The sequence below is a fragment of the Psychrobacter sp. AntiMn-1 genome (genome assembly GCF_001854065.1).
GTDB lineage: Bacteria > Pseudomonadota > Gammaproteobacteria > Pseudomonadales > Moraxellaceae > Psychrobacter > Psychrobacter pacificensis.
In genome coordinates, this window is the sequence record NZ_CP012969.1 from 600,065 (window position 1) to 613,736 (window position 13,672).

Genomic DNA, 13,672 nt, shown 5'->3' on the forward strand with positions numbered 1-13,672 from the left:
GAAAATATGGACGTAGAAGCAAAACTCTCGCACAGCTCAACAAACTTAGGATTCAAAAATCATCTAAAATAATGAAGAGCGGGCTCAATAAGATATTGGGATAGATCACTAAACAAGGACAAGAATGAATATAGCCAGCCATAGCAAACTGGAAGAATCTATGAAGGACGTTGCATCAACCTCCCTTGTAAGACTCATCTATGTTAGTAGAGTTAATACCACCGATAGATCTGTATTTGAGCATATCCAAAGACACTCGCATGTCTACAATAAAAATAATAAAATTGCAGGTTTTCTATGCAATGATGAAAAAAGCTTCCTTCAATGCTTAGAAGGCGCAAAAGACGTTGTATTTTCTCTTATGCAAAGAATATTTAAAGATAGGAACCATAAAAAAGTAGACGTCGTTGCTGTTGAGCAGGTCAGTCAATGCCGCTTTGAAGATTGGCGTATGCACAGTCTTAACTTAAGCGCCAGCAATTGGCATAGACTGTCTGATCATGCGCAGTTAGGAGAGATCTCACCATTCAAACCAGAACACTGGCCATACTGGTTTATTGAATACTTTATTGAATGTGTGAGGAAGTTCGAATACTCTAACATCAGTCATGACACAAACTACATCACCTTTGATGACTTAGGTTACTCTGAGCTTGAAGAAAAGTTAACTCAAGATAATATCTTATTATTTATATTTCTTGGGCTACTGGTCGCGTCAACCGCCGCTGTCCTATTATTCAGGTACGACGTTATTCCTTAATGACTCAGTTAGACACCTTATGAATCATTTGAGCATAACTCAATCATCTGAGTATATCTCAGTAGAACCATCAAAACAGGGCTGTTAATTAATCAATAGCCCACTTGAAACAGACGGCTTTTGCGGACCTATTTAAAAAGATTATTTAGGCTTTTATACTAAGGTATTTGTAGTCCGGGTATTTGTAGCCTACGTTATGAACTCGGGCACTGTGCACTTGAGGCTATTACCTTGCCGTCGCTGAGACGATACGCCAACAGACAGTTGCCCCATACACACCCACCATCGAGTGCACGCGCATGTGGTAAATCAATCTCGCCTTGTAGCGCGGCCCAATGACCAAATAGTATCTTACGCGTGCGCGGTACTTGCCACTCAAACCATGGTAAAAAATCGGTTGGCATAGGCTCATCTAGCCCAGCATTAAAATCAAACTCAAGCAAACCATCCTGCTGACACAGGCGCATACGAGTAAAGTAATTGGCAATTGCTCGCATTCTGGTAAAGCCTTCAATACCTGAATGCCATTTATCGGCTTTTTTACTATAGAGATTTGGCAGTAGTTCATCAAGCTGCTCTAAGCTCCCTTGCAGCTGCGATTCTAGCTCTTTTGCATATGTTGCTGCTGCCTCAATACTCCAATGTGGTGGAATCCCTGCATGTACCAACACCGTATGCTCATCTGGATACGCCAATATCGGCTGCCTGCGTAACCACTCAAGCAATTCATCACAGTCATCCGCTGCAAAAATTGGCGCAGTTTTGTCTTTGCTCTTGAGTTTTGCAGCGCCGCGCCAGACTGCAATTAAATTGATATCATGATTGCCTAATACCGTTGCTGCAGCGCCCTGCTCACACAACGCTTTGACGTCGCGTAAGGTATTTAATGAGTCCTCACCACGCGCTACCAAATCACCGGCGAACCATAACTTGTCTTGATTAGGATCAAAATCTAATGTCTTTAGTAATTGTAGATAAGCCGCGTGGCAACCTTGTAGGTCACCAATGACATATTGATGGCGAAAACTCATAATCCCTCTATGATTTTTATATAATAATTGGTCATTATTTACATTAAACGTCTATTGACGAGCCTGATTGCTTAGATTGACAAAATCTGTAACGCTCAACGTCTCAGGACGTGCCTGTGGGTCGATACCGCAAGCGGCAAAATCATCCTCACTCAGCGTCGGCAGCAAGGTTGATTTTTTGAAGATAGCGCGAAGCGTCTTGCGACGATGGTTAAAGGTCTCACGTACCACAATGGCAAAATACTCTTCATCCTCTGCTACTATCGGTTTGTCAATATGCGGCGTTAGGCGAAAAACGGCACTGGTGACTTTGGGCGGTGGATTAAAAGCGCCGCGAGGCACAGTCAGCAAATAATCTGTATCACAGTAATACTGCATAATCACAGACAGACGACCGTAAGTTTTGCTACCAACGTCGGCTGTGATGCGCTCAACCACTTCTTTTTGTAGCATAAAGTGCATGTCTTGAATGACATCAGCAAACTCAAGCAAATGAAACAAAATAGGCGTTGAGATGTTATATGGTAAGTTCCCGACGACACGTAGCTTACCGCGCTCCTCGCTGTAAAGCTCACGATAGTCCACATGCATGGCGTTATCTTTAATAATCGTAAAATTTGGATGGCTATTGGCACCAATACGAATGCGCAAGCTGTCTGCCAAATCGCGATCCAACTCTACGACTGTCATCGCATCTACTTCTGCCAATAAAGGCTCGGTCAATGCGCCCATACCAGGCCCAATCTCAATCAAATTGTCATCGCGCTCGAGACGAATGCTTTCCACGATTTCGCGAATGACGCTGGTATCATGCAAGAAGTTTTGACCAAAGCGCTTACGCGGTTGGTGCTTGGCTGTACGTAAACTGTTAGAAATGGCTTGAGCATCAAATGTAGAGTTGGACATAAGAGAGTCTTAATGGATAAAAGATAAATGAGAGATGATAGCAATGTGCTGGTGTTATAATGGCAAATTATAACACAGCTCATAATTAGGCTGTGTTTTTGAGGTAGTTTATCTATAAGTCATCTAAAATGTATCACAACCGACATGGCACTTTTTTGTTCTCGAACCATCTAGCATAAGACCCATAATGGGAATAAGGATGGTACCCTAATGAGGACTTGAACTCTTGGCTGTGAGCTAATGGTATTAAGGTTTCAACTTGCTGAGATAGCCACAGTGTACTTCATGATGTACTTACCATAGATATTCTATCTATGATCGGTGCGCTAGTGAGGACTTGAAGAGACCATCCCAGATTCTGTGTAACTGACGTTTAGATTAAATACTTACACAAAATTTAGGAAGGTCTCCCAGATTCTTATCAAAGACTTCATCATCTATTATTCGCCAAACGGCAACTTGCTGATGGTCTTTGGTGGTGACTAGATTTAAAGTTTGTTCAATCATTGCTTGAGGTCTCATATCCTTATGATGTTTATTTGCTTCAAACCCAGTTACTTTACACTTAGCGGTTTAATTAAGCTACTTACTTGAGCTATTTGCTTCAGTTATTAGGCTTGGCTACTTACTCAACTTCAATATTCTAAAGGCGCCCTGAATAACTAAAGCAAATACGATGCTACCAATAATCAAATCAGGCGTACTAGAGTGTAACCAATTAACCAAAATCCCTGCAACAATTACCCCTAAATTGATAATCACATCGTTTGAAGTGAAAATCATACTGGCTTGCATATGGGCTTCTTCTTCTTTGCTTTTCGATTTTTGTAGTAAATAGAGGCAAATCAAGTTTGCAATTAGCGCAAGAATCGATATGACTATCATGGTAGAAAAGTCAGGTAACTGCTCATTGCCAAAGAAACGTCTTAGTACTTCTAAAAAACCAAGAATCGCTAGCGTAATTTGAAAATATCCGGCAATTCTAGCAATCCGTTTTTTCTTAATGACCGTTCCACCGACCGCAAATAAGCTAATTCCGTACACGAAGCTATCTGCTAACATATCTAAGCTGTCGGCGACCAACCCCATCGAACGAGAAATCAGTCCCGTGCTCATTTCAATAATAAAGAAAGCAAAGTTAATGACCAGCACTATCCATAGTAGCTTTCTTTGCTCAGCATCTTTTTTGTGACTAGAGTCAGCATCAATTTTAAAATTATTGTTGGGATCAGAGGGGTCAATGGTTTCGGTCGAGAGTAGGGTGTCTCCTAATTTTAGGTCATGAATAGCAGTCTCTATCCCTTCTATATTATCATGATGAAACACAGTTAATTGACGGTTAGGAATGTCGAACTCAAGATGTTCAATATTCGAGTGGCCCTCTAATTTCATTCGGATTAGGTTTTCCTCCGAAGGGCAGTCCATCTTCGATATTTTAAAAGTTGTTTTATTCATAGCTACATTTATATCCGGGTGGTGGTTCAAAAAGTAGGCTGAAAAAAAAGATAAAAAAAGATAAAAAAAGAAGTCCGAAGTTGCTAAAGTGAGTTTACCAAGACAAACTTCACAACAAGGACTTCTTACATGGACAACCTAACCGAACTATACTGCCATATTGACGACTTTTATCAGCAATTCAAACCTGAGTTTGACGCTCATTTAATCGCAACGGGACACCAAAGGTTAAGAGCATGCCAGATAAGTGTAGCAGAGATTATGACCATCTTGGTACTGTTTCATCAACTGCGGTATCGACAGTTTAAGGCGTTTTACTACCATCACATGCTTGGCATGATGAAACGGGCGTTTCCAAATCTGCCGAGCTACTCGCGATTTATAGAGCTTGTGCCGCGCAGTATCATGCCACTGTGCAGCTACTTGCAAAGCATGATGGGCGACTGTACGGGCATCAGCTATATTGATTCAACCAAGATAGCAGTTTGTCATAACAAGCGTATCTACCGTCATAAAGTCGTTAAGGGACTTGCAACCCGAGGCAAAAGCAGCATGGGCTGGTTCTATGGCTTTAAGCTGCACGCCATTATCAATCATAAGGGCGAGCTTGTATCTGTTAAAGTCACTGCGGGTAATACGGATGACAGAGTGCCTGTTAAGGATATGGCAACGCCTGTGTTTGGCAAGGTGTTTGGGGATAGAGGCTATATCAGTAAAGCCCTAAACGAGTGGCTCACAAAACACAATGATACCACGTTGATAACCAAACTTCGGCGTAATATGAAACCCCAATTACTCAAGCCGATAGATGAGGCGCTACTCAATCATCGCTCTTTGGTTGAGACGGTGTTTAGGGAGCTGAAAAACTTGTGTCAGATTGAGCATTCACGCCATCGTAGTGTGACGGGTTTTATTACAAACTTGCTGTCAGGTTTGATTGCTTATTGCTGGTTTCCCTATAAACCCACCATCAAAAACATGCCTCAGCAGGGACAGGTAGCCACATTGTAAATAGTATCAATGAGTTACAATGTGGCTTATCCCGAACTGGGGTTAAGTAGTTAAATGAATAGTAATAAATAACGTTAAACCAAGGATTTAGCGTCTATATTAAAAAGGCTATTTAGTAAGATTGAAAAAGACAACGTCCTATTATCAAAGGACGTTGGCTTTTTAATGGGTAGAAATGATGTGGAATTTATCTACATTTAAACGATTAATTTAGCGCGGTTAAGGTTTGCTCAAACGCTGCGCGCCCGATTTCACCCACTTGCTGATTGACCAATTGCCCGTCTTGATAATACAGCAATGCTGGCGGACCAAATAGTTTATAACGCGCTAAGATTGCTTTTGAATCAGCCGTAGTCTCCGTGATATCAAGTCTGACCAATTGCCAATCTTGCATTTGCGCAGGGCGATTATGAAATAAGTTTTTCTCCATAGTCCGGCATGCAACACACCATTCGGCGGTGACATCGACCAGCACTTTAGGATTGGCGGCGACAATGGCATCTAACTCAGCCAGCGTCGTGACCGTCTTATCGGTTGCATTACTGGTGGCTGGTTGACCAGCAGTTGTCTGCAGCACCGGAACCGCAGTTAGGGAGGCAAGCGGATGCAAGCTGTCGTCATTGCCCAATGCGGCGCCGACGATTAAACACGTCGCCCAAATACCAGCGATTAAGCCTAGCGCTTGGGTCAGCATCCGACCTTTGCCTAGCCAGCTCCACGCCCACATCGCCACGACCATAAACCACAGCGCCCAAACCATCAGCATCACAGGCGAGATAAAGACGCGTTCAATTAATAACAATGCCACGGCAAAAAGCAACAAAGCAAAGCCCTGCTTGACCCAGTTCATCCACTCACCCGCTTTTGGCATGATTTTACCTTGGGTCGCGCCGATTAAAATAAGCGGCGCTGATAAACCAAAACCGAGCATAAATAAAGCCGCAAAGCCAAGTAATGGACTTCCAATCGTTGATACAGCAAGCAGCGCCCCAAATAAGGGTGCCGAAACACAAGGCGATACCACGAGCGCCGATAAGAATCCCGCAATTAAACTGCCGCCCGTACTACCAAGCTTGCTATCCCCCGCTTGGCTTAGACCCTGCATTTTACTACTGATAAATCTCGGCAGACGAATGCTAAATACGCCCAACATATAAAGGGCTAATAAGACAAAAACGATGGCAAACCCAATTAAAATAATCGGATTTTGTAGCCAACCGATAATGCCTAACGATTCGCCAAATACCGCAATGACCGCGCCTAAAATACCATAAGCGATGGCAACACCAATAGCGTAGCTGGTCGTTAAAATAACACCGCGTTTTACCGTTGGATTGTCTTCACGCGCGACGATATTGGCAACAATCGGTAGCATCGGTAACACGCATGGCGTCAATGCCAAGACCAACCCTGCCAAGAACAATAACACCAATGCCAACCACGGATGCGAAGCTAAGCCAAAAGGGTCGCTATCAATCGTGTTATCACCAACAACGGTATTGTTTGTTGCAGCAGCATTATTTATGACAGCGTCATTGTTCGCTGCTTCACTTGTGACATTATCGCCTACCACTTCTTCATCGGCTCCAGAGATGGTATTGATTGCACCAAGCTCTGCATCTAACGCTTCGTCATCTAACAATGCATAATCAATCACCTCGTCATCTGGCGTAGTTTGCTCTGTAGCAAGACTATTGGTAACTGTCCCATCTGTAGAGGCTTGCGCAGTTTCTACATTGCTGTTATTGCTCGCAGAAACTGTAGCAGTACTACTTGAACTATTGGCTGCCGATTGTGAAGCAGCAGCGATATTGACTGTGGTTTTTATTTTCTCCGGTGGATAGCATAGACCCGCTTTGGCACAGCCTTGCCAACCTATTGTCACGGCGGCATTATTTATCGCCTTGCCATTACTACTACTCAAAATGGTAGTAGCAACCATATTGGCTTGGTCAAAGACCAATACTTGACCAAAGGTCGGATCATCTATGGAGATAGGCTTTTGGCTAAAGCTAAAAGGTGCAGCGCTCACGCCAGCAGGCAACGTTAGCTTAATTTGGTCTTTATAAACATAGTGCTCAGGCGTAATGTCAAAGTTAATGGCTAAGCGCGTGCCATTATTGACAGGTTTACTACTGCTACTGACCTGAAACGCTTCATCAACAGGCAAAAATTTCGGTTGGGTCGCGCTTTTATCACTGCTAAATAAATCGCCCAATCCTGCCGCTTGCGATGCCACTGGCACGGCCGTCAGCCCAGTCGCTGCTAGCCCTGTCAATAATGAACCCGCGCTGAAAGCGAACGCCAACAGATAAGATTTTTTCGACGATTTATTTTGCGTTAATGACGGAGACTTTTCTGCGCTCTTAAGGGACATGAAGGGCTACCTATTATTTCCAATATTCGAATTGACCAATTCACTGTCTGTATGGACTTGTCTATTTACAACCCCAGTTCGGGATAAGCCACATTGTAACTCATTGACACTATTTACAATGTTGCTACCTGTCCCTGCTGAGGCATATTTTTGATGGTGGGTTTATAGGGAAACCAGCAATAAGCAATTAAACCTGACAGCAAGTTTGTGATAAACCCCGTGACACTACGATGGCGTGAGTGTTCGATTTGGCACAAGTTTTTAAGCTCCCCAAACACCGTTTCAACCAAAGAGCGATGATTGAGTAGTACCTCATCCATAGGCTCAAGTAAGGGGCTGTCCTAGATAAGTAAAATTATTTAGGATAGCACTATGAGAAAGAGTAAACTAAGTTGGTATAAACAAAACAGACTCATCGAGCTATTTGTTGCCGGTTCTACCGCGAGAACAGCAGCAAGCTTAGTTGGTGTTAATAAAACCACAGCCAGTTATTACTTTCATAGGCTAAGACTGCTTATTTACGAGAATAGTCAAGACCCTGGTCTATTTGAAGGCGAAATCGAAGTAGACGAATCATACTTTGGTGGCACTCGTAAAGGCAAGCGAGGGCGAGGTGCTGGTAGCAAAGTGCCCGTGTTTGGTCTATTAAAGCGTAATGGCAAGGTCTACGCTTGTATTATACCCAATGCTAAAGCAGATACTTTGATCCCCATTATAAGAGAAAAAGTGAAGCCTGATAGCATTGTTTATACTGACTCATTTAAAAGCTATAACGCATTAGATGTCAGTGAGTTTACTCATTATCGTATTAACCACTCCAAAACCTTTGTTAATGATAAGAATCATATTAACGGTATAGAGAACTTTTGGAACCAAGCTAAACGGCATCTACGTAAGTTTAACGGAGTTCCAAAAGAGCATTTTCACCTTTATTTAAAGGAATGTGAGTGGCGTTTTAATCACAGTGACCCAAAGTCGCAATTACTACAATTAAAACAATGGGTTAAACAGGGTTTGAGCTAGTTATCTAGGACAGCCCCAAAATGACCAAACCTAATCCAAGAGTATTAGAAGTAAAAGGCGTATTCGTTGAGCCTGCATCGGCGGCTTCAATCGGCGGTGCAATCCGTGATATTAAAGCAGGTAAAATCGCTGAAGGTTCGGTGATCGTTTGCACAGTGACGGGTAATGGTCTAAAAGATCCTGACACTGCGATCAAACAATGTGCCGATGCCGTGATGCTCACCATCAATGCCACATTGGATGATGTCAGAACATCAATCCTATCAAATATGGAAAAATAATTTTTCATGCTTTGCTCAGAAGAAAATACTTAAAAAGCCAACCAACTGCGGTTGGTTTTTTTTATTGCATCGTGCAGAATATAAACTGTATAAGAATAATTCCTATTTACAAACAATTTGATACAGTTTGATTTGTTTTGGTGCAAAATCAATAAATCGCCCAATATTTGTGCAATACAATAATGCTTCAAAGTTGGTTTTGTAAGTTATTGCAGTTTTATTGCAAAGAAATAAGATAAAACAGTAACTTAATAAAGTTGGCACGCCCTTTGCTATTTCAATAACAAGTTCAGAGTCAAATCATTTCGATTTGAACATTTGTAATAAACAGCTTGGGGGAATACCAACATGAACTTTAAACTTTCTACATTAGTGGCTGCATCTTTACTCACTTGTGCAAGTGGCTTGACTATGGCAGCTGAAAGCGATGTATCATTCTCTGGTACTGCAGCAATGACTTCAGATTACCGCTATCGTGGTATGACACAAACTGAAAGCGACCCTGCCGTTCAAGTTGGTTATGGATTAACCCATAGCTCTGGCTTATACGCAGGTGTCTGGGGCTCGAATGTCGGCTTTGGTAGCTCATTAGAGCTCGATCCATATGTAGGTTATAGCACTGAACTTGGCTCTTTGGCGTCTAAACCAGTTTTAGATGTCGGTTTATGGTACTACGGCTATCCAAGTGCTTCTGATTTGAATTGGCTTGAGCTGTATGCACGTCTAGGTTTTGCAGACACCATCACTGTTGGTGACAGTTTGCTTGCAAGCGTGAATTTCACTAATGATTTTTTTGGCTTAGATACTGATGCATGGTATTTAAACCTGACTTATAGCATGCCATTGAGCGCATCTTTCGGTGGTGTAGCAAGCTTAGGTTATACCACTGCTGACGATTATGATTTCAGTGATAACGCTAGTGGCGATGATAACTACATCGACTGGAAAGTTGGTGTGACTTACAGCTTTGCTTCTGTTGAAGACCTGTCAGCTGAGCTTGCTGCTGTCGGCACAAATATTGACGCCGACACCAACCCGTACAAACGTGGTGTAGAGACTGGTGCTGTATTTACAATTACTAAAGCATTCTAAGTTGTAAATAGCATAGGCTAGAAAATTAGCCTTGCGATAAAAAAATCCTGTCTTACTTCAAGGCAGGATTTTTTTATGGAGAATTGGTTCTAAATACGTCTTGGCATGTTAAATGCTTAATATTTATATCGAATAAAGATTGTTTGAATAGATTAAAAAGAAGGGGCTGTCCTAGATGAGTAAAATTATTTAGGATAGCACTATGAGAAAGAGTAAACTAAGTTGGTATAAACAAAGCAGACTCATCGAGTTATTTGTTGCCGGTTCTACCGCGAGAACAGCAGCAAGCTTAGTTGGTGTTAATAAAACCACAGCCAGTTATTACTTTCATAGGCTAAGACTGCTTATTTACGAGAATAGTCAAGACCCTGGTCTATTTGAAGGCGAAATCGAAGTAGACGAATCATACTTTGATGGCACTCGTAAAGGCAAGCGAGGGCGAGGTGCTGGTAGCAAAGTGCCCGTGTTTGGTCTATTAAAGCGTAATGGCAAGGTCTACGCTTGTATTATACCCAATGCTAAAGCAGATACTTTGATCCCCATTATAAGAGAAAAAGTGAAGCCTGATAGCATTGTTTATACTGACTCATTTAAAAGCTATAACGCATTAGATGTCAGTGAGTTTACTCATTATCGTATCAACCACTCTAAAACCTTTGTTAATGACAAGAATCATATTAACGGTATAGAGAACTTCTGGAACCAAGCTAAACGGCATCTACGTAAGTTTAACGGGGTCCCAAAAGAGCATTTTCACCTCTATTTAAAGGAATGTGAGTGGCGTTTTAATCACAGTGACCCAAAGTCGCAATTACTACAATTAAAACAATGGGTTAAACAGGGTTTGAACTAGTTATCTAGGACAGCCCCAAAAATTATTACCGTAAGTTTCATAACACCAGAGCGGTAAGTGGAGCCGTTTATAAAAGTGGCGCGATTAATAGTCGTATACCAAAAACATATACGTTTAACATTGTTCATTGTATAAACACAGATAAAGAAAACAACTATGACTGAATCTACCGACAGATTAGATAGTACTAAATTGAATAGCGTTGAATCGGCTAGTACTAATATTGCTGACAATAAAGTACCTATAGCTGTGAGTAGTACTCATCAATCGATTGACTCTAAAACCATGAATCATACGCCTAAAGCTATGTACGTGACTTCAGGCAACTCAATAACACCTAAAGATAAGTTGGACAAAATGCCAAAAATGGTTGCCAATGGCAGTCGCGCTTTTATCTGGTATTTGTTGGCGATAATGGTATTAATACTTGATCAATGGACTAAGTGGTTGGCCCAAACCACATTAGCGTTCAATGACCCCGTACCGGTCATTGAACCATTTCTCAACTGGACACTCGCTTATAACTATGGGGCAGCATTTAGCTTTTTAGCCAACGCTGGCGGTTGGCAGAAATGGTTTTTCTCAGGCTTAGCTTTTGTAATGGCTATCTTTTTAACGGTTTATTTAATCAAAGCGCCACGTGCAGCCAAGCTATTATCTATGGGGTTGGCCTTAATGCTTGGTGGTGCGATTGGCAACTTAATCGATCGTTTAAGAATTGGTAAAGTGGTTGACTTTATCCATGTGCATTATGCTGATGTCTGGAATTATCCTCTTTTCAATGTTGCAGATATAGGTGTCTGTGTCGGTGTAGCGTTGATTATAATTGATATGATATTTTTGGAAAGTAAGCGTAATGAATAAACAAGTGAATATTGATCAGTACAAATAAAAAGAACTAGCGTCATAGTCACTCTATACGGAAAAATACTTTTTATACTTGAGTATGTTTATAAAATGTGAACTGGAAGGTAATGTATGACTGGTATAGGTACTCACTCATTTTAGGTCTTAAAACTCAATACTTAAAAGCTCTGCGTAGAGCCATTATTATAGAGAAATTGAATAATCCATAAATTCTTTATTGATAATAACAAAAGGAAAATACAGTGTCACAGACTCAGCCAACTATTGAAAAAATTCACAGCCTTAGAAAAAAAACAAGAGACAGCGTTAAAAAGTCTTACCCTTATATAGTCGATACACTCTAAAAATGTCATAGCACTACTGGGATGAATTTTGCGCAGCCTCCTATCGTGCGCTCAAAGAAATTTGAAGCGGACTATAATAATTACCATCGTTTGTCAGGCGAGGGTAAGCGGGATACAGACACATTCAGAAATGAAATGAAGAATTTTATTACTATGTATCCTGAAGATTTTGAGAAAAAACCGCTAGAAAATTATTTGAAATAACAGCTATTAATGGCACTCCATTAACATTTCTGTAAGTACATTACCGTTAAATGATTACCCTGCGCAGCAAGATAGCTCTTTAACGTCTTTGCTAAAGGTTTGAGCGCATAACTTCAATCCTTCAACCATCGTCAAATACGGAAATAGTTGACCTGCCAATTCTTCGACTGTCATTTTATTATGAATAGCAAGAGCCGCACTTTGAATCAGTTCTCCGCCTTCATGGGCTAAAATTTGTGCGCCTATCAGTTTTCCCGTGGATTCTTCAGCTACCAACTTGATAAAACCATCCGTTTCAAAATTTGCTAAAGCTCTTGGTACGTTTTCCATATCAAGTACACGACTTATCGTATTTATTCCTACCGCTGAAGCTTGTACTTCGGTTAGACCTACCGTAGCAACTTGTGGGTCGGTGAATATAACAGCAGGCATGGTAGATAAGTCGAGTTGCGCATTTCCACCTGTCATATTAATTCCAGCCCTACTTCCGGCAGCAGCAGCAACATAAACAAATTGTGGCATATTGGAGCAATCTCCAGCGGCATAAATGTTAGCTGTTGATGTTTCCATCATACTATTAACAACAATGGCACCACTTTTATCTGTTTCAACACCAACATTTTCTAAACCAAGCTTTCCAGTATTTGCATGGCGACCCGTAGAGATAAGCAATTTTTCAGCGATTAATGTTCCTTCGTTAGTTTCCAATGAAAAACCATTGCTATCATAAGAAACATGACTTGCTTGCGTATTATTAAGTACCCTAATACCTTCTTTTTCAAAGCACTCTGCCAGTTTTTCACCTAATAACGGATCTTCAGCATATAAAAGGGTATGTCTGGCTAGAATTGTCACACGGCTACCTAAACGGGCATAAGCTTGCGCAATTTCCAGAGCAACAACGGAGGAGCCGATGACAACTAGACTACTCGGTAACTCTTCTGCAAATAAGGCTTCTGTTGATGTCCAATAAGGTGTATCAACTAAACCCTTAATTGGCGGAATGCTTGGTGTAGAGCCTGTTGCAATTAAAATGCGATCTGCAACCAGCTCTTCTTCACTACCATCAGACTTGTGAACTAGCAAGGTATTTTGATTTTTAAAACGTGCATAACCTTTAAGTAAAGATAGCGCGGGATTACTCTCTAAAATACGTTGATATTTAGCATCGCGTAGTTCTTCGACGCGAGCGTTTTGCTGATGTGCTAATAAGGAGCGGCTAAGTTGTGGCTGAATATTTTCTAAACCATCAAACGGGTTAGTACGTTGCTGATGCGCTAATTGCGCAGCACGGATCAATATTTTTGAAGGAACACAGCCGACATTTACACAGCAACCTCCGATTACATCGGCTCCTTCAATGATAGTAACTCTTGCTCCGCCTTCTGCTGCTTTAATCGCACTGGCAAAGGCCCCTGAACCACTACCAATAATGGCTACATGTAATTGTTCTGGCTGGATGTCATTT

General features: G+C 41.4%; 10 protein-coding genes and 3 pseudogenes. 7 read left to right on the top strand and 6 right to left on the bottom strand.

Annotation, left to right across the window (positions count from 1 at the left end; all coding sequences use genetic code 11):
* The first annotated feature begins 124 nt into the window (after positions 1-124).
* Positions 125-760: a BLUF domain-containing protein gene (locus AOT82_RS02360; RefSeq protein ID WP_071001637.1), complete on the top strand. Its 636-nt coding sequence runs from the start codon at positions 125-127 to the stop codon at positions 758-760.
* Between the two features lie 194 nt (positions 761-954).
* On the opposite strand, the gene AOT82_RS02365 is transcribed toward AOT82_RS02360, so the two are convergent.
* From AOT82_RS02365 to AOT82_RS02375, 3 genes are all read right to left on the bottom strand, one after another.
* Positions 955-1,791, bottom strand: coding sequence for a symmetrical bis(5'-nucleosyl)-tetraphosphatase (locus tag AOT82_RS02365; protein ID WP_071001638.1), 837 nt, complete (start codon positions 1,789-1,791; stop codon positions 955-957).
* A 51-nt stretch (positions 1,792-1,842) separates the two neighbouring features.
* Positions 1,843-2,697, bottom strand: a complete 855-nt coding sequence (gene rsmA, locus AOT82_RS02370; RefSeq protein WP_071001639.1) for a 16S rRNA (adenine(1518)-N(6)/adenine(1519)-N(6))-dimethyltransferase RsmA — start codon at positions 2,695-2,697, stop codon at positions 1,843-1,845.
* Positions 2,698-3,318: 621 nt separating this feature from the next.
* On the bottom strand, positions 3,319-4,152 hold the full coding sequence (locus AOT82_RS02375) for a cation transporter (RefSeq protein ID WP_058023794.1): 834 nt from the start codon (positions 4,150-4,152) through the stop codon (positions 3,319-3,321).
* A 129-nt stretch (positions 4,153-4,281) separates the two neighbouring features.
* Between AOT82_RS02375 and AOT82_RS02380 the strand changes: the two genes are divergently transcribed.
* Positions 4,282-5,163: an IS982 family transposase gene (locus AOT82_RS02380; protein WP_071001640.1), complete on the top strand. Its 882-nt coding sequence runs from the start codon at positions 4,282-4,284 to the stop codon at positions 5,161-5,163.
* A 205-nt stretch (positions 5,164-5,368) separates the two neighbouring features.
* Here AOT82_RS02380 and AOT82_RS02385 read toward each other — a convergent pair whose 3' ends face one another.
* Positions 5,369-7,540 (bottom strand): cytochrome c biogenesis protein CcdA, encoded by a 2,172-nt coding sequence (locus tag AOT82_RS02385; RefSeq protein ID WP_071001641.1) that lies wholly within the window; start codon positions 7,538-7,540, stop codon positions 5,369-5,371.
* A 113-nt stretch (positions 7,541-7,653) separates the two neighbouring features.
* Positions 7,654-7,857: pseudogene (locus AOT82_RS02390) on the bottom strand (transposase); the annotation flags it as partial.
* Positions 7,858-7,912: 55 nt separating this feature from the next.
* Here AOT82_RS02390 and AOT82_RS02395 point away from each other — a divergent pair.
* The 5 genes and pseudogenes from AOT82_RS02395 (at position 7,913) to lspA (ending at position 11,653) form a co-directional block, all read left to right on the top strand.
* Positions 7,913-8,563 (top strand): IS1595-like element ISPssp3 family transposase, encoded by a 651-nt coding sequence (locus AOT82_RS02395; RefSeq protein WP_071001643.1) that lies wholly within the window; start codon positions 7,913-7,915, stop codon positions 8,561-8,563.
* A 53-nt stretch (positions 8,564-8,616) separates the two neighbouring features.
* Positions 8,617-8,844: pseudogene (locus AOT82_RS02400) on the top strand (threonine synthase); the annotation flags it as partial.
* Between the two features lie 348 nt (positions 8,845-9,192).
* Positions 9,193-9,936, top strand: coding sequence for a TorF family putative porin (locus AOT82_RS02405; RefSeq protein ID WP_071001644.1), 744 nt, complete (start codon positions 9,193-9,195; stop codon positions 9,934-9,936).
* A gap of 202 nt (positions 9,937-10,138) precedes the next feature.
* Positions 10,139-10,789 (top strand): IS1595-like element ISPssp3 family transposase, encoded by a 651-nt coding sequence (locus AOT82_RS02410; protein WP_071001645.1) that lies wholly within the window; start codon positions 10,139-10,141, stop codon positions 10,787-10,789.
* Positions 10,790-10,945: 156 nt separating this feature from the next.
* Positions 10,946-11,653, top strand: a complete 708-nt coding sequence (gene lspA, locus AOT82_RS02415) for a signal peptidase II (protein ID WP_071001646.1) — start codon at positions 10,946-10,948, stop codon at positions 11,651-11,653.
* 605 nt (positions 11,654-12,258) lie between these two features.
* Here the strand turns inward: lspA and merA are convergent.
* Positions 12,259-13,650, bottom strand: a pseudogene (gene merA, locus AOT82_RS02425) (mercury(II) reductase); the annotation flags it as partial.
* Positions 13,651-13,672 lie beyond the last annotated feature (22 nt).